This window comes from Stygiolobus sp. CP850M (assembly GCF_037389425.1).
GTDB lineage: Archaea > Thermoproteota > Thermoprotei_A > Sulfolobales > Sulfolobaceae > Stygiolobus.
The window spans coordinates 31,083-46,947 of sequence record NZ_JBBHKR010000062.1 but is presented as its reverse complement, the minus strand read 5'-3'; the positions used below and the strand labels follow the sequence as shown (position 1 = coordinate 46,947).

The following is a 15,865-nucleotide window of genomic DNA, read 5'->3' as shown; positions in this document are numbered from 1 at the left end:
ACTCCAATGGCACAGCAGTTAAAGATTAAGGTATCGGAGAAGGCTGAAGGGGTAGTGGAAAAAGACGTTCAAAATAACGTTTTTAACAGAAGGGAGTTGACCTTAAAAATATTCCACATAGGTACTGGAACTCCTTCCAGAAAAGAAATAATATCAGCACTCTCTGCTGTCTATGGTGCAAAAGAAGACCTAATAGTGGTGAAGAGCGTGGAGACAATTTACGGGGGAGGTATCAGTTTAGTCAGAGTTAACATATACAAAAACAAGGAAGATTTGGAGAAAGTTGAGCCAAAACACTTAATAGGAAGGGATACTGGGCAAAAAGTAAAGAAAGGTGGTAAGAATGCCGCAAAGCAAGGGTAATGAAGGGACTAAGGCGATAGTAAGAACTTATTATGTGATTGAAAGAGATAAAATTAAGTTAAAGAATAAAAAATGTCCTAGATGCGGAAGCATTATGGCACATCATATGAAGCCCGTAGAGAGGTGGGCTTGTGGAAAGTGTGGTTACACTGAGTTTATAGGTAAAGGGAGATGATCGTTTTAGGGATTGAGAGTACAGCTCACACTTTTGGAGTTGGAATAGTTCAGGAAGACCAGTCCGGAATTAGGATTTTATCTAACGTAAGGGATACTTTTGTACCGAAAGAAGGTGGAATGAAGCCCTCTGACCTCGGTAAACATCACTCTGAAGTAGCCCCTGAAATAGTTAAATTGGCATTAGATAAAGCAGGAGTGAGTATAAAGGACGTTGATTATATTGCTGTAGCTCTAGGACCAGGTATAGGACCAGCACTAAGGGTAGGGGCTACAGTAGCGAGAGCTCTAGCCCTAGCTTTCGGTAAAAAGTTAGTACCAGTAAACCACGGGATTGCACACATAGAAATAGGTAGGTTCACTACAAAAGCTAAAGACCCCCTTATATTATACCTTTCGGGAGGTAATACTATAATCACTGTGTTTGTAGACGGTAGATATAGAGTATTCGGGGAAACCCTTGATATAGCCTTGGGAAATATGATGGACGCTTTTGTTAGGGAAGTGGGTCTGGCACCTCCTTACGTAGTTAACGGAGTTCATCAGATAGATATTTGCGCGGAGAAGAGCGAAAGGTATATTAAGTTACCTTATGTTGTAAAGGGGCAGGACATGTCTTATTCTGGGTTGTTAACCGCAGCACTAAAGGCTGTGAAGGAGAATAAGTTAGAAGACGTTTGTTTCAGTTTGAGAGAGAACGCTTTTGACATGCTCTTAGAAGCTACGGAGAGAGCCATAGCGTTAACCGGAAAGAAAGAGGTATTAATAGTCGGAGGGGTAGCGGCGAGCGTTAGCTTAAGAGAGAAATTAAGGAGGCTTGAAGAAGAGTGGGGGATTACTGTGAAAATAGTACCCCCCGAGTACTCAGGGGATAATGGAGCAATGATAGCTTATACTGGATTACTCGCGGCTAAGAATAATGTAACCGTATCAGTAGAGGAGAGTATTGTAAGGCCTAGGTGGAGAATTGACAAAGTTGATATACCATGGAGAGGTTAAAGGAAATAAAAAGAGGGGCAGAAGCTGTTATTTACGAGGGATATTTCGCCGGGATACATTCTATTTTTAAAAAGAGAATTAGAAAGAGTTACAGGAATCCCGAGTTGGACTATGAGATAAACAGTAATAGGACTAAGTTAGAAGCAAGGCTTATTTATACCTCACTTATAAATGGTGTGAACGTCCCTGCACTCCTTCTAGTAGACCCTATCGAGTTTTTAATTGTTATGGAGTACATTGAGGGTGTTACTGTAAAGGACTATCTACTGTCTTATAGTGGTAGTGAGGAAAACCTTAAACTTGTGGGTAAACAAATGGGAGAAATATTAGGAAGGCTCCATAAATTAGGTATTGCTCATGGTGATCCCACTACTAATAACATGATCCTAACTAACGAGAACGAGATGTTCATTATAGATTTTGGACTTGCTAAAAAGACAGAGGGGGAAGAAGACCTTGCTGTAGATGTTCACGTGTTTTTACGGTCACTTGAAAGTACACATAATAAATATCAAAAGGTGTTGTTTGAAGGGTTCTTGGAAGGTTACAAGAAATTCGTTGACGCTAATAAAATTTTAGAGAAGGTTAAGGAAATCAGAATGAGGGGAAGATATGTCGAAGAGAGAAGAAGGGGGAATAAATAGTAATGACAAGATACTTTTAGTTACTTCTAACGAAAATAAGTTCAGGGAGATATCTGAGGTCGCAAAAAGTCATGGGATCAAAATAGAGTGGTTAAACATACCGAAGTTCGAGATACAAGCGGATAATCTTGAGGAAATAGTGAGATACTCTGCAATTACCATATACCAAGTGATAAAAAAACCGTTGATAGTAGAGGATAGTGGTCTGTTCATAAACGCTTTAAACGGCTTCCCTGGACCTTATACGAATTACGTGAGGAGGAAATTAGGGCTAGAGGGTATATTGAAACTTTTAAACGGCGTAGAGGATCGTTCTGCTTACTTTAAGACTGTCATGTGTTACGTTAGCGATAAAGAGATAAATCTGTTTACGGGTGTGGTTACCGGAAGGATAAGTGAGAGGATTAAAGGTGAAAAGGGTTTCGGCTTCGATCCTATATTCATTCCAGAAAACGAGGAAAGAACTTTTGCCGAAATGAGTACGGAGGAGAAGAACAAATACTCCCATAGGGCTAAAGCCTTCATGTCCTTTCTAAATTACTACCTGAGTGAAAGAAAAACTTGAACAAAGGATTACTTGTACCTTTTAGTCTCTTCAATACTTTCCTTGTTAAGTTCTTTGAAGTTCCTCTCGTAGAACGAGATTAAATAATTGTAGTCTTCTTCGGTCAAATCTGGTAAGTCCTCGACCTTGACAAACTCAAGTAACTCTCTTTCATTAGTAATATTGGGGATTACTGACGATACCCTCTTGTTATACAGAATGAACTTCAAAGCTAATTGAGAGAGCTTCATACCCTTCTTGTTTGCAAAAGGTATTAATTCTTTAGATCTCTCTATAGCCCTATTAATCCAGTTGATATCTTTAAAATGTCTGTGAAGTTTCTGATCGTATTCTATCGGCCATTTATTCTCGTTAAGCGTGTCTGAGGCGTGAGGGACTCTTACAAAATGACCTATGTCATATTTTAAGAAATCTATACCTGGCATCACCTCTATGAGATTAAATATGTACTCTAAAGACTCATATCCCATTTTGATCGCATCTATTCCTTCCTCTCCCCATCCCAGTGTAGGTCCCAGAGCAACGCCTATAACTCTTACTTTTCCTTCTTTCTTTAAGCTCTGAAAGAAATTAAGTACCTTCTTATCCCTGATCACATTAGCCTTGGGATTATGCAGCATGAGTATATCCACGTAGTCGGTGTTCAACCTCTTTAAACTTTGTTCAAACGCAAATTTCAAGTACTCAATGTCGTAATTCCCTACGGGTCTCGTGTTATGGTAAAAATCAAGTCCTATTTTTGTTAAAATGACTATTCTATCTCTCTTAGTTCCTAAAACTTTACTTATTATTTTCTCACCTAGCCCTTTTCCGTAAACGTCAGCAGTGTCATAGAAATTTATGCCGACATCATATGCCTTTCGTAAAAGTTCTTCCGCTTTATTTATATCACTTCCCCACTCGTCCGTAACGATACTCCATAAGCCTAATCCTATTTCAGACACTTCTAACGTATTATTAACGCGTCTTAGCTTCATACTAATACCCGTCTAAAAGTAGATATGATTTTTGAGAGTAAAAAAGAATAGACTACTAATGTTAGTAAAGGTACCAGAAAAAGTGTTTGATGAGGTTCTTTCTAAATTAAAATTGCGAGTTTATGAGTACAACAGTAAAATAAAGGGGTACGGAGTGTATTTAAAGCCTTATCACTTAGTCTACAAAAACGGTAAAAAATACGTCTACATAGGGAAGTATTGGTATAAACTAGAAAAGTTCGGTGGTAGGCTCAAATGGATATATCTGGGTAAAGAGAAGCCGTTTATAGGTATGCCAGACCCTCCAGAAATTCCTGATTATACAATTATTAGAGATGCTGACGGAGGATATATAATAGACAAAAAAATCTTAGATGAGCTCAAAGGAAAGTAGCGACTTAATGTCTTCAACAACCCTTTGCTTATTCTCTCCGTTTCTAATTAAAGCTAAACCGTTAACAATCGTAATAATATCTTCCGTATCCAACCTAATCAGTTCTGCTAACCCCATAACGGTAACAGGTGTGAAAGGTGAACCCATAAAGGCATTTAGAGAAGCTTTTCTTGCTTGAGCCCTAGTTATCTTTTTAAACTTAGCGAACGAGTAATAAACATCATTTGCAGTTATATCCTTACCATACGGTGACCTCGATAATATGTCTAGAACTTCTTCCTTTGAAGAGGAGCTAGCTATGTCCCTCACAGTTTCCTTGCTCATCTTACATGTATCTGGAACTTGCTCATGCATTTTATACGCGATAAGAGATGAATAGTAATCCTTGTAACCACATATTATCTCTCTGGCTTTTGAGATCCAGTCTCCTTTAAATGTATCTACAATCGCCGATAACCTACTGATAAAGAAATATTCTAAATAAGTGTTAATTACGGCAGCTGACTTATTACTGGCTTTTTCTAAGGCGAATTCCAAAGCTTCCCTCTCAATTCCAGTTAGAGAAGATAACACGTCTTCAAGGGATTGAGGCTTTATATCAGCCAGGTCTTTCAAAAGATAGACACGAAAGGAAGGAGTCTTAGACAACGCAGCAGATACTATGGCTTCTATGTCATCTAACTCTACGACGTATTTATACAAATCTACGATAGACGAAGTGATTTTAGAGGATAAAGTATAATTCTTTACAGTAGATAAAATCTGTAACGCTCTATTTTTCATATATGTCTGGAAATCCGTAATAGTTTGCGGGACTTCAGATATTATACCCTTTTCTCTCAATATGTTGGCAACTTCCTTCCAGCTACTTGACTCTAATAACTCATTTACGGTACCTGTACTTAGTATCTGGCTCTTATATACTCTTGCTAATGCGGTAGCGTACGCGAAGCTCATTTACTTATATACCTCCAATAATTTGGATACTACTAATTCCATTGCTCTATCAACGTTTTTCTCAGCTTGCTTTCTAATCTTTTCGATTTCTTTCTCCCTTTCTTCAGTATACTTCTTGGATAGTTGTTGAATTTGGGATGAATAAGTTTGATCGATTTCTTTAAAAATCTGCGATATAACTTGTTCCGCAACAGCTCTAAACTGTGAGGAGAGAGACTCCGCCATTAAAACAATTTTCTTACCGTCCTCTACAGTCTTCTTTTCCACGTCTTTCAATTGGTTTTCATACTTTATTATGAGGTTTGCGTAAGTGGCTAGTTTTGAGGACATTTCGTTTAATATTTTATTAGCCCCCTTTTATTGATTTCCTTGCCCTTATAATGAAACCAGTGTGAACTACACCTATATTTTTGGGTCTTGTCGCGTTCTCCTTCACTTGATATTCTCTAACGATTAATTCCTCAGCATGCACATCTACAAAGTCAAATTCTCTGATTTTAAGCACAGTTTTCTCTATTTGATTAACTGTAGGGACAAAGATTACTACTGAACCAGAAGGTTTAAGGATCTCGTGGACATATTGTATCGTATTCCAAGGGTCTGGCATATCGAGAAATACAGCGTCTACATCTCTTTCATCTATTCCTTGCCTTATGTCCTTGAGCTTAAAAGTTACTCTATCTAATAGCCCCATAAACGATAAGTTCCTTCTAGCTGTTTCCTGCATATCTTCTCTTATATCATAAGTAATAACTCTACCTTTCTCTCCTACCGTATATGCTAAGGAAATCGTCAGGAAACCGGATCCAGTGCCAGCTTCAATAACAGTATCCCCTTCTTTAATCCCAGACACATAAATCATGTAAGATATATCCTTAGGGTATAGTACTTGTGAAGGTCTTCTCAACCCATTATAAGCGTCTAAAGGTGTAGGCCTAAGCAAATAAGCTTGCACACCAGTCGAGAGAGAAACGGTCGAACCATATTCCTTTCCTATTAATGTAGACAAGTCTAGGGTACCTTTATCTGAGCCGAATTTTTTTCCTTTCTCTACCTTTACTAGAAACACTCTTTTTGGGTCAACCCATATGACTACTGAATCACCTTCTTTTAATGGCATGTTAAAGTAAGAAAAGAATGTAAGGTTTTAAAAATCAGCTCTGATGTCGCATTTCATCCTTTCAAAAATACCAGCTTTCATCATATGTTCATCCGTTTTCTATCCACAATTCTTTTCTTATAAAGTCATTTAAAGCTGCTCTTATTACTTCACTTCTAGAAGTATATCTTCCAGTATTGACTAATTCGTCTATTGCTTCTAAGAATTGTTCGGGTAGTTTTACAGTTATTATTCTCATAACGGTCAATTAGTATGGTTTTTCTGAGATAATTTTTAAGCATTATTCCCTTGTTTACCTGACCTTTCCCACAAATAATTAAAGTACACCTTACCGATCTCTATGAAGTACACATGAGTTGAGTACAAGCCATAAAGGATATTTTCAGAGGATTTTACTATTAACATTATGGATCTATTTGTTATAATGCCACTACCGAACATTGATTCAGTGATTTTGAAGTTAATTATCGGAGGGATTTCTCTAGGTTTTATGAGTATTAGCTTGACGTCACTCTTATAAGCGTTAGCCTCTAGAAGCTTTATTACCTCTTCTGTTAAAAGTTCGTCAAAAGATATTGCGAGATAGTATATCGACGATGGCTCTTTGAGAATTTGCTGAAAACTCATCTGCACACTATCAGGAGGTATTAACATTATGTTGTACAACGACGGTTGAGTAGATAGCAGTAATGAAAGCGGGGTTATAACTTCTTTCTCTATTTTCTCTACTGATTCAAGAATGTTCTTCTTTACAGTAGACCATACGTCAACCAAAGAATTAGCCGCAAACATAGCTGGCTTTTTACCTACTCTCTTAATCCATCCTCTTCCCTCTAGTCTAGACAATACTGGGTAAATTTTTGTATACGAAATCCCGATCCTATCAGAGATCTCTCTAGCTGTCATCTTACCGTTAATAAGGAGTAGGAAGTAAACCTTCAGCTCATTTCTACTTATCCCTAGCCCCGAAGCCAACTTACTAATACGGCCTATTATATCATCAATAGGTAAGTCTTGTCCCATAAAGTAACGTTTAATACTCTCAAATTACTAACTTAAATTTAGTGGGAATCCAATGGGTGGTGCGAGTAAGAAACCAATTAGTAATATAGAGAAGAGATTAAAGAAGCAACAAGAGGAAACCCAGAAGAAAGCTCAGAAGAAAACAAGCAAGACCGGTAAGGAAGTTACCTCTAAGGCAATCACAGTTGATAAGGACACTATAAATAAAGTTCAAGAGGAATTAAAGAAGGAAAAAATAATCACACCTTATGTTCTCGCAAATAAGATTAATGTCAACATAAGCGTTGCTAAGAAGATATTAGAGGAACTCGAAAGACAAGGAATGATATCACAAGTAGTGAAAAATAGGAGGACAGTAGTTTACATAACTAGCTCTTAAAACCACATGATTTACTAAAGAGCATAAAAGTTACTCTTCTTCCTCTTCTTTTTCGTGTCTGTCTTCTTGGTTTATCTTTTTCCTTTCCATAGCTTTCATTTTCTTTATGTTCTTACACAGTCCTTGTAATATCGTCTCAATGTTATTTATCTTGCCTATACGTTCCTTAGAACTCTCTTGCATTAGCACAGTAGTCTCTACATATAGTACGGTGTCTTCATCCTCAGCCTGTTTATAGATTAGAGAGTTAGTACTAGTTACAAAAGTAGGTGACGAGCCTATTATTTCACCGTTTTCGTCTTCTATTGCCTCACCAACCAATATATACGGTATGCCGTTCTCTAAGGTTCTAGCTATAGCAACGTACTTAACTATATCTGGACTCCTAGCATACGCCTTTATCGACCCGATAATAGCAGACGCATTACCAAGAGCTAAAACTCTGTTAATTTCAGGAGAGAAAATATCGTCTTCAGCTAAAATCCCGTATCTTTTGTCTAAAGACATGAATACAGGCTCTTTTCCAGAGGATATCCCGAGTCTCACGTCTTTTTCGGAAATAATTACCTTCCTATATTTGCCAATTATCTCACCTTGGGGTGAGATGATAAGGGTGGTAAGAAATACCTTTGGACCTGCCTGTTCTAAAATTGGACCTGCAACTAGATGGATTTCGCCTTCGGTGGCTAAATTTATCAACGTATCCGTAATAGTACCCGGAATTTTTTCCGAGAGATTCCTTATAATACTCTTAGACTTCTTATCATTTTCATAAATTTCAAAAATGTTTCCTACTGGAAATAAAGAGGGTAAGATAACTAATTTAGCGCCCCTTTCCTTCGCCTCCTTTATCAGTTTCTTTGCCTTTTCCACGTTCGCTTTTTTGCTAGCCTCTTTAAGCTTAAGGTGTAATAACCCTATAAGCATTCATTCTCACCTAATTTCATTTATTTCTTCATATATTTGTTTTAGTACATAGTCATATCTCTCTTTACCAGCTTCAATCATATCCATCAGCTGAAGTAACTTTCTTGTTCTCTCTTCTGATACAAACTTACCGTACTTTTCATTTAAATATTTATTTACAGCCTTACCTAAAGATGTAGGAATCATTTTCTTAGTTTTTTTACTTTCTATCGCATAACGCCTCTTAAGAATCGTATTGATAATCGTCGCATAAGTGCTAGGCCTTCCGATCTCTTTATTTTTCATTTCTATGACCAAATCAGCTTGAGTATATAAATTTACCTTACTCCTCAAGAACGAACCTTCTAAAGACAAACCGAAATCACAAGGTAATGATTCACAGCCAAGATCTTTCAACCTTGAAACCAATGACTTAGATAGGCGTCTTACGGGCTGATAGATAAACTTCGTTATATTATCTATTTGTACCGGAAGGGAGTAATTCGTTACTAACTCCACATAATTCTGTTCTAGTGGTATGGGATTCCCCTCTTCATCTTTAATTTCAAACTTTACAACCTCTTTTATAACTTTTAAGGGGACAATTTGACTAGATATGAACCTCCTGAACACAAGATCGTAAACCTTGAAATGGTTAGACGTAAGGGGTTTAGCTAACTCTAAGTCTCCATCCTCAATCATGAGTCTAAGCTGATCCACATCTAAGGGCTTAGTTGGCCTTATTCCTTCATGAGCGCCGCCTTCTCCCCAAGTCCTCGGTTTGAATACCTTTTCATAATTCTGACCTAGAACTTGCTTAAGATAGTTTTCAGCTATTGATATTCCTACGTTAGAGATTCTTGTACTATCGGTTCTGTGGTATGTTATCAGACCTAGTTCGAATAGGTCTTGTGCAATCCTCATTGTTTCTGGAGCAGATAGCCCGAAGAAATTGTTGGCATCTGAAAGTAGAGTATCAGTAGTATAGGGGGGTAAAGGTCCGAAGTCCTCAATTACCTCACTTATTTCCTTAAATGTTACTGTAACGACGTTGTTCTTTCTAACTCCTTCTTGCCTTTGGACATAGAAAGTTATATCCTCGAGCCCTTTTATTCTTCCGTAATAGACCCTAGTTTTAGTCTTGTTATACTCATCGTATCTAGTTACTATCCAGTTAAGTACTGGTGTCTGAACTCTGCCAGCACTTAAGTTTCTGTTCTCTGAACAATCTGTACTCTGATTGTAGTACTTGCTTCTAGCTCTTTCTTTTTCTTCTGTACAATATTTCGGCCAGAACTCAGTTTGAACCTTTTGAGAAAGTTTAAATCCTATCCATCTGTCTTCTATTCTCCTTACTATTTGAGACTCCACGAGGTTCACGTTAAATTCTCTAGGGCTAGATATAGCTTGAATAATAGCCCTTCTTGTAACTTCATGGAATTCAGCTCTCCTAATATTATTGTTATAAGGTCTCAACGCTAAGTACAAATCCCAAGCTATTTTCTCTCCCTCTGTGTCAGGATCAGTTCCTATTAATATTTCGTCAACTTCTAAAGATAGTTTTCTTAGATTTTCTACTGTATACGTCTTATCCGTAATGATATCAGTAGTCCCGCATTTAGGACACTTACCACCTTTATCATAATCAGTGAATTGATGACCGTTTTTACACCTTTTAATTGTGTTATAGTAAGGTAGAAATAGCGCTGAACCATCTTCACTTATTTTGACATCTACTCCATAAATTCCTATGTTATCAGTTGTGAGATCGTAAACATGTCCGCCAGACGCGGTTACCATTAGAATCTTATCCTCCAGAACTGTTTCGTAAACCCTAAGATTTCCTACTTGCCTAGTACTGGGTCTTGAAAAGAAATTAGATATGGTTTTAGCCTTATTCGGCGATTCCACAATTAATAGTACTGTTTTAACCTTTCCGAGTAAGGGAGTAATACCTCCTTCTTTCTTGATCTTGAGTATCTTCTCTCTTTCTTCGTTAATACCATTAATGATCTCAGACAGTTCTACATTTCCTATCTTCCATGAATTTAAATCAAGTTCCTTCCAGTTTATTTCATCTAGTATTAAGGAAATCTTTCTATTAAATATTTCAAATAAGTTTCTATCGTCTACTAGCAGTATTGAAAGGCCAGTTGTCAGATCTCCACCATAAATTCTAGATGTTCTCCCGCTAGCTTGTATATAAGTTAAGTAATCTGGAATTAATATATTTCCGTTCGAGATTACAAAATCTCCCGTTTCACTTATTTTCTTAAGAATATCCTCGTTCTGGAGATAAGAGTTAACAATCCCATAAGCCTTTATTAGTGTGTCATCCTCTAGTTTTCCCTCTCTGGCTTGTTGACTTAACAATGCGAGAGCTGCTGGAGATAATCTCCTGATCTTTCGTCTAATGCGACCAGCTAGTCTAATGATCTCCTGATCCTTAGTAATGAGAGCAATTATACTTAGAATTCTACTTAAAGTAACTAGATTTATAGTCTCTCCTATTCTGAACTTGAATTTCGGAATTCCTACGAATATTGCATATTTAATTCTCCACGGTAAATCAATTCCCCTTACTAAGATACCATAATGAGTTGTTGAGCCTATAAGGATATCAATCTTACCTTCAGCAAATTCCTCTATTTTAGAAGTGCTCGATGAAGCAACCGCTGCTATGCTAAAATCTTTTGAAAGACTTTCCTCTAAAAACTTAGCATATTCTTGACCCTTATCAACTGGGACGAATATAAGACCACCACTGCCGAGCCTCGATAATAACTCTTTTAACAATCTTATAACTTCATTATCGTTAGTGGGTAATTCAGTATAAGCATCGATTATTTTTCGCAAATATATTACTGAGCTTCCAGGCTTAAAACCCATAAGTAGGGAGAAAACGGGGTTACCCTTAGTTAGTGTTGCTGAAGAGAAAACCACAGTTTTGTTTCCTACAATTCCTTTCCTGATTTTTTCTACTTCAGAGAACAGAATGTCTGTATCCTTAACTTTCATCAGTTCCCTGACTTTGTCCATCGCATCTTGCGAAAATCCCACAAGGCGTAAAACCGCTCGTGCACTTTTACTAGATTTCAGTGCAGTATCAACGTCATCTACAAATAGAAAGTCGTATTTTAGATTAGATAAACTATCTATATGATCTATCACAAAACGATTAGTTGAGATGAAAATGTCGAACTCATTCGAATACAAACTCTTATTAAGCTCTTGCCTTTGTGACTCTGTAAGACCTGAGTGATAATATATTATTTTTGCTTCTATACCAGAATTAGAGGAAAAAGTCGACAGTTTATCAAGTGCTTGTTTAACTAGACTCTTGGTTGGAAATATTATTATGGATTTCTTCTTTTTATTTGCATAATATAATGAAGCGACTAGACCGAAGGTAGTCTTTCCTAAACCGGGTGGAGCTATAATTGCGAAACTGTCATTTCGTAAGAGTCTTATGATCCAACTCTTCTGGGGACCATAAGGGGGATAACCTATGGCTGTTCTGAATATTTCACTAAACACATTAAATTCGGACAGAATCTCACTTTCCTTTGAAAGCTTGCTCAAAGTACTAGCACTTTTCAAAGCTTTTATCAAGTCGTTTAGGCTGTGAAATTCAGCCTCATCATTAGAAAAACACCTAGTACATACTGAACCTTTACTCAGTCTGGAAGATGAAATAGCTCCTCCACAATTCGGGCAACTCGACTTATATATAGATGGGGGAATCTCCCTCAAGTTTATACTCATTATTCACTAAATTAGTTAGATATTTAAATATCTACTACTTGGTGCCTTAAAGGCACAGATAGCTTATTTAATAACGAAAATATGATCACATCACAATATGAGCCAAAGTTTGAAGTTTAAAGTAAGCGAAGCGAGACAAAGAGACGTAGGAAAGAAGATCGCTAGGTTATCAGAAAGGGCTATGGCAAAGTTAGGAGTTCAGTTTGGTGATTACATTGAAGTGTCCGGCCCTAACGCTACTACCGTAATGCAAGCTTTTCCAGCATCTGATGATATTGACGATGACGAAATCAGGATCGACGGATATGTCAGAAAGAATATTGGTGTGGGGATTGGGGATGAAGTTATAGTAAGAAGGGCTAATGTAACAGCTGCAAATAAAGTAGTTTTAGCACCAACCCAACCCATACGTTTCGATTATAGTTTTGTAGAGTATGTTAAGGATCAATTAATAGACAAACCGGTAACTAAAGGTGACATAATTCCTATCCCTGTTTACACTGGAATCGTAGAGTTGGTAGTAATAAGTACGCAACCATCAAATTATGTGCACATAACTCCTGACACGAATGTAGAAATTAAGGAAGAACCGGTGAAAGAAGGGAGTACAAGTTATCCTAGAGTAACTTGGGAAGATATAGGAGATTTAGAAGAAGCTAAGCAGAAGATAAGGGAAATTGCCGAGTGGCCTATGAGACATCCTGAGCTATTCCAGAGGTTGGGTATTGAACCACCTAAAGGAATTCTTCTTTACGGTCCTCCAGGTGTAGGAAAAACTTTACTAGCAAGGGCATTAGCCAACGAGATCGGAGCTTACTTTATTACTATTAACGGGCCTGAAATTATGAGTAAGTTCTATGGCGAGAGCGAACAAAGATTAAGAGAGATATTCCAAGAGGCTGAGAAAAACGCACCTGCGATTATATTCATTGATGAAATAGACGCAATAGCACCTAAAAGAGAAGAGGTGACCGGAGAAGTAGAAAAGAGAGTAGTAGCACAACTTCTGACATTAATGGACGGAATAAAAGGTAGAGGAAAAGTAATAGTCATTGGAGCTACTAACAGACCAGACGATATTGACCCAGCTCTTAGAAGGCCTGGGAGATTCGATAGAGAGATTGAAATAAGACCACCTGATACCAAGGGAAGGAAAGAGATATTACAAGTACACACCAGAAATATGCCTTTAGGAGAAGATGTAGACCTTGATAAGTTAGCTGAAATGACGTACGGATATACTGGAGCTGATCTAGCAGCATTAGCTAAGGAGGCAGCTATATCAGCTTTGAGAAGATTTATACAAGAGAAGAAACTGAACTTAGAACAGCAAACTATTCCTGCTGATATATTAAAGGAATTGAAAGTGACAATGCAAGACTTCTTAGATGCAATGAAAAGTATACAGCCTTCATTACTACGTGAGGTTTATGTAGAAGTTCCGAAGGTCAGATGGTCAGATATAGGTGGGTTAGACGATGTCAAACAACAGCTCCGCGAAGCTGCTGAGTGGCCTCTAAGGTTCCCAGAGTTATTTACAAAGAGCGGTATAACTCCGCCTAAGGGTATTCTTTTATTCGGCCCACCTGGGACTGGTAAAACAATGCTGGCAAAAGCAGTAGCAACAGAAAGCGGAGCAAACTTCATAGCAGTAAGAGGACCAGAAGTACTATCAAAATGGGTAGGAGAAAGCGAAAAAGCAATAAGAGAAATATTCAGAAAAGCAAGACAAGCAGCACCAACAGTAATATTCTTCGACGAAATAGACGCAATAGCACCAATGAGAGGATTTGCTCACGACAGTGGTGTTACTGAAAGAATAGTCAACCAGCTATTAGCTGAAATGGACGGTATCGTACCACTTAATAAGGTTGTTGTTATTGCTGCTACTAATAGGCCTGATATCTTAGACCCTGCATTACTCAGACCAGGTAGATTCGACAGACTAATCTACGTACCACCACCAGACAAAAAAGCAAGACTAGAAATACTAAAAGTACACACAAAGAACGTCCCACTAGCCGAAGACGTAACATTAGAGGAGATAGCCGAAAAGACGGAAGGATATACTGGAGCAGACTTAGAGGCTTTAGTGAGAGAAGCTACAATTAACGCCATGAGGCAAGCTTATAGAGATTGTGACCAACAAGTTAGAAATTCTTGCCAAGGTAAAGATAATAGTGAAGAATGTTACTTAAAGAATATGAGAGAATGTATGAATAATAAAGCACAAGTTAAAGTAACTAAATCAGATTTCATGAAGGCACTTGAGATAGTGAGAGCTAGTGTAACCCAAGCTGATATACAAAGATATGAGAGAATGGCTAAGGAATTGAAGAGGTCGATAGCATGAAACACTACAAGATTCTTCTTTTCATTGCCGACGGATTAGGTGACAGACCAGTAAGTAAGTTGAATTATAAGACACCTTTAGAAGCTGTAGACAAACCTACTGTGAGGGAGTTGCTTAAATCTTCACTGGTCGGTCTGATGGATCCTATTTCACCGGGTGTAGTTGCAGGAAGTGACACTTCCCATCTTTCTATATTTGGCCTAGATCCAAAAAAGTTCTACAAAGGAAGAGGAGCATTTGAAGCTATAGGGGCTGGGGCTAGGTTAAAAGGAGGAGATGTAGCTTTTAGGGGTAATTTTGCAACAGTAGACAACGAGTTCGTAGTTAAGGATAGGAGGGCTGGTAGAAAGATAGAAGAGGCTGAAGACCTCGTAAGAGAGCTCAACGAGAAAATAAAAGAGATCGATGGAGTTGAAGTGAAGTTCTTCCACGGTACAGAACATAGAGTAGCTGTAGTATTGAGAGGTAAGGGTCTGAGCGATAAAATATCCGACACAGACCCCCATGAAGTCGGTAAAAAAGTTCTTGATAGCAGCCCACTAACAAATAGTGATGCAGCAAAAAGGACAGCCGAGATAGTAAATAAACTTACGAAGAGGATTTACGAAGTCCTTTCACAATCTGAGTATAACAAGAAGAGAATAGAAAAGGGAGAACTACCGGCTAATATTATCTTACTAAGAGGAGCTTCGGAGTACGAAGAATTACCCGCGTTCGAAAGCTACACTAAGCTGAAGGCTGCAGCAGTTTCTGCAACTGCGTTAATTAAGGGAATATGCGAGCAGTTAGGAATGAAAGTAGTGACCCCAGTTGGGGCCACCGGAGGATTGGACACCAATTACATCGGTAAGGCAGAGGAGGCTGCGAAATTGCTGAACGACTACGACTTCGTCTTTTTGCACTTAAAGGCTACGGACGCAGCTTCTCATGACGGAAATGTGGAAGGTAAAAAATATGCTATAGAGATGATTGACAAAATGATCGGAAAAATTCTTGATAGATTTGGAAGTGAGATAGTAATTGCAATAACTGGAGATCATGCCACACCAGTAGAAGTTAGAGAACACACGGGGGATCCAGTACCGTTTATGCTCTATATACCCTATAGTAATTTAGTCTTCGATGACGTTAAGGACTTCAACGAAAGAGAAGCTCGAAAGGGAACTCTAAGAATAAGGGGGCTTGATGTAATGAACTTATTACTTAACTACTCTTATAGAGCAGAAAAATACGGTGCGTAAAGAAA

17 protein-coding genes are annotated in these 15,865 nt (G+C 38.0%); 9 read left to right on the top strand and 8 right to left on the bottom strand.

Annotation, left to right across the window (positions count from 1 at the left end):
* Positions 1–6 precede the first annotated feature (6 nt).
* The 5 genes from WIW89_RS06605 to WIW89_RS06585 are packed head-to-tail and all read left to right on the top strand — an operon-like array spanning position 7 to position 2,745.
* Entirely contained in the window at positions 7–363 is a 357-nt protein-coding gene (locus WIW89_RS06605; RefSeq protein ID WP_337700583.1) for a 30S ribosomal protein S24e, read from the top strand.
* Positions 344–538, top strand: a complete 195-nt coding sequence (locus WIW89_RS06600) for a 30S ribosomal protein S27ae (protein ID WP_337720181.1) — start codon at positions 344–346, stop codon at positions 536–538. The genes WIW89_RS06605 and WIW89_RS06600 overlap by 20 nt, the downstream gene beginning before the upstream one ends.
* A complete protein-coding gene (gene kae1, locus WIW89_RS06595) occupies positions 535–1,536 on the top strand; it encodes a KEOPS complex N(6)-L-threonylcarbamoyladenine synthase Kae1 (protein WP_337720180.1) in 1,002 nt (333 codons plus the stop codon). Before WIW89_RS06600 ends, kae1 begins: the two co-directional genes overlap by 4 nt.
* Positions 1,524–2,180: a Kae1-associated kinase Bud32 gene (locus WIW89_RS06590; RefSeq protein WP_337720179.1), complete on the top strand. Its 657-nt coding sequence runs from the start codon at positions 1,524–1,526 to the stop codon at positions 2,178–2,180. Before kae1 ends, WIW89_RS06590 begins: the two co-directional genes overlap by 13 nt.
* Positions 2,149–2,745 carry an XTP/dITP diphosphatase gene (locus WIW89_RS06585; protein WP_337720178.1) on the top strand — a complete coding sequence of 199 codons (597 nt, stop codon included), beginning with the start codon at positions 2,149–2,151 and terminating at the stop codon, positions 2,743–2,745. Before WIW89_RS06590 ends, WIW89_RS06585 begins: the two co-directional genes overlap by 32 nt.
* A gap of 8 nt (positions 2,746–2,753) precedes the next feature.
* Here WIW89_RS06585 and WIW89_RS06580 read toward each other — a convergent pair whose 3' ends face one another.
* Complete coding sequence (locus tag WIW89_RS06580) at positions 2,754–3,722, bottom strand: aldo/keto reductase (protein WP_337720177.1); 969 nt, start codon at positions 3,720–3,722, stop codon at positions 2,754–2,756.
* 58 nt (positions 3,723–3,780) lie between these two features.
* Here WIW89_RS06580 and WIW89_RS06575 point away from each other — a divergent pair, with 58 nt between their 5' ends.
* Positions 3,781–4,116: a hypothetical protein gene (locus tag WIW89_RS06575; RefSeq protein ID WP_337720176.1), complete on the top strand. Its 336-nt coding sequence runs from the start codon at positions 3,781–3,783 to the stop codon at positions 4,114–4,116.
* On the opposite strand, the gene WIW89_RS06570 is transcribed toward WIW89_RS06575, so the two are convergent.
* From WIW89_RS06570 to WIW89_RS06550, 5 genes are all read right to left on the bottom strand, one after another.
* Complete coding sequence (locus WIW89_RS06570) at positions 4,093–5,073, bottom strand: V0D/AC39 family V-type ATPase subunit (protein WP_337720175.1); 981 nt, start codon at positions 5,071–5,073, stop codon at positions 4,093–4,095. The genes WIW89_RS06575 and WIW89_RS06570 overlap by 24 nt on opposite strands.
* Positions 5,074–5,403, bottom strand: coding sequence for a hypothetical protein (locus tag WIW89_RS06565; RefSeq protein WP_337720174.1), 330 nt, complete (start codon positions 5,401–5,403; stop codon positions 5,074–5,076).
* Positions 5,404–5,419: 16 nt separating this feature from the next.
* A complete protein-coding gene (locus WIW89_RS06560) occupies positions 5,420–6,193 on the bottom strand; it encodes a tRNA (adenine-N1)-methyltransferase (RefSeq protein WP_337720173.1) in 774 nt (257 codons plus the stop codon).
* Between the two features lie 88 nt (positions 6,194–6,281).
* Positions 6,282–6,431, bottom strand: coding sequence for a ribbon-helix-helix domain-containing protein (locus tag WIW89_RS06555; protein WP_156007926.1), 150 nt, complete (start codon positions 6,429–6,431; stop codon positions 6,282–6,284).
* Positions 6,432–6,466: 35 nt separating this feature from the next.
* Positions 6,467–7,216, bottom strand: a complete 750-nt coding sequence (locus WIW89_RS06550; protein ID WP_337720172.1) for a TrmB family transcriptional regulator — start codon at positions 7,214–7,216, stop codon at positions 6,467–6,469.
* Between the two features lie 52 nt (positions 7,217–7,268).
* Here WIW89_RS06550 and WIW89_RS06545 point away from each other — a divergent pair, with 52 nt between their 5' ends.
* Positions 7,269–7,595: a 30S ribosomal protein S25e gene (locus WIW89_RS06545; RefSeq protein WP_337708884.1), complete on the top strand. Its 327-nt coding sequence runs from the start codon at positions 7,269–7,271 to the stop codon at positions 7,593–7,595.
* Positions 7,596–7,625: 30 nt separating this feature from the next.
* On the opposite strand, the gene WIW89_RS06540 is transcribed toward WIW89_RS06545, so the two are convergent.
* Both WIW89_RS06540 and rgy read right to left on the bottom strand, forming a co-directional pair.
* Positions 7,626–8,522: a carbon-nitrogen hydrolase family protein gene (locus WIW89_RS06540; RefSeq protein ID WP_337720171.1), complete on the bottom strand. Its 897-nt coding sequence runs from the start codon at positions 8,520–8,522 to the stop codon at positions 7,626–7,628.
* Between the two features lie 6 nt (positions 8,523–8,528).
* Entirely contained in the window at positions 8,529–12,266 is a 3,738-nt protein-coding gene (rgy, locus tag WIW89_RS06535; RefSeq protein WP_443296316.1) for a reverse gyrase, read from the bottom strand.
* Positions 12,267–12,363: 97 nt separating this feature from the next.
* Between rgy and WIW89_RS06530 the strand changes: the two genes are divergently transcribed.
* Together WIW89_RS06530 and WIW89_RS06525 are read left to right on the top strand one after the other, a co-directional pair.
* Positions 12,364–14,619, top strand: coding sequence for a CDC48 family AAA ATPase (locus WIW89_RS06530; RefSeq protein ID WP_337720170.1), 2,256 nt, complete (start codon positions 12,364–12,366; stop codon positions 14,617–14,619).
* Positions 14,616–15,860, top strand: coding sequence for a 2,3-bisphosphoglycerate-independent phosphoglycerate mutase (locus tag WIW89_RS06525; RefSeq protein WP_337700610.1), 1,245 nt, complete (start codon positions 14,616–14,618; stop codon positions 15,858–15,860). Before WIW89_RS06530 ends, WIW89_RS06525 begins: the two co-directional genes overlap by 4 nt.
* Positions 15,861–15,865: the final 5 nt, after the last annotated feature.

What these genes read in the sequence shown, in the direction of transcription:
- WIW89_RS06605 (WP_337700583.1), top strand. Translation starts at nt 7, where the DNA reads ATGGCACAGCAGTTAAAGATTAAGGTATCGGAGAAGGCTGAAGGGGTA.
- WIW89_RS06600 (WP_337720181.1), top strand. Translation starts at nt 344, where the DNA reads ATGCCGCAAAGCAAGGGTAATGAAGGGACTAAGGCGATAGTAAGAACT.
- kae1 (WP_337720180.1), top strand. Translation starts at nt 535, where the DNA reads ATGATCGTTTTAGGGATTGAGAGTACAGCTCACACTTTTGGAGTTGGA.
- WIW89_RS06590 (WP_337720179.1), top strand. Translation starts at nt 1,524, where the DNA reads ATGGAGAGGTTAAAGGAAATAAAAAGAGGGGCAGAAGCTGTTATTTAC.
- WIW89_RS06585 (WP_337720178.1), top strand. Translation starts at nt 2,149, where the DNA reads ATGTCGAAGAGAGAAGAAGGGGGAATAAATAGTAATGACAAGATACTT.
- WIW89_RS06580 (WP_337720177.1), bottom strand. Translation starts at nt 3,722, where the DNA reads ATGAAGCTAAGACGCGTTAATAATACGTTAGAAGTGTCTGAAATAGGA.
- WIW89_RS06575 (WP_337720176.1), top strand. Translation starts at nt 3,781, where the DNA reads ATGTTAGTAAAGGTACCAGAAAAAGTGTTTGATGAGGTTCTTTCTAAA.
- WIW89_RS06570 (WP_337720175.1), bottom strand. Translation starts at nt 5,073, where the DNA reads ATGAGCTTCGCGTACGCTACCGCATTAGCAAGAGTATATAAGAGCCAG.
- WIW89_RS06565 (WP_337720174.1), bottom strand. Translation starts at nt 5,403, where the DNA reads ATGTCCTCAAAACTAGCCACTTACGCAAACCTCATAATAAAGTATGAA.
- WIW89_RS06560 (WP_337720173.1), bottom strand. Translation starts at nt 6,193, where the DNA reads ATGCCATTAAAAGAAGGTGATTCAGTAGTCATATGGGTTGACCCAAAA.
- WIW89_RS06555 (WP_156007926.1), bottom strand. Translation starts at nt 6,431, where the DNA reads ATGAGAATAATAACTGTAAAACTACCCGAACAATTCTTAGAAGCAATA.
- WIW89_RS06550 (WP_337720172.1), bottom strand. Translation starts at nt 7,216, where the DNA reads ATGGGACAAGACTTACCTATTGATGATATAATAGGCCGTATTAGTAAG.
- WIW89_RS06545 (WP_337708884.1), top strand. Translation starts at nt 7,269, where the DNA reads ATGGGTGGTGCGAGTAAGAAACCAATTAGTAATATAGAGAAGAGATTA.
- WIW89_RS06540 (WP_337720171.1), bottom strand. Translation starts at nt 8,522, where the DNA reads ATGCTTATAGGGTTATTACACCTTAAGCTTAAAGAGGCTAGCAAAAAA.
- rgy (WP_443296316.1), bottom strand. Translation starts at nt 12,266, where the DNA reads ATGAGTATAAACTTGAGGGAGATTCCCCCATCTATATATAAGTCGAGT.
- WIW89_RS06530 (WP_337720170.1), top strand. Translation starts at nt 12,364, where the DNA reads ATGAGCCAAAGTTTGAAGTTTAAAGTAAGCGAAGCGAGACAAAGAGAC.
- WIW89_RS06525 (WP_337700610.1), top strand. Translation starts at nt 14,616, where the DNA reads ATGAAACACTACAAGATTCTTCTTTTCATTGCCGACGGATTAGGTGAC.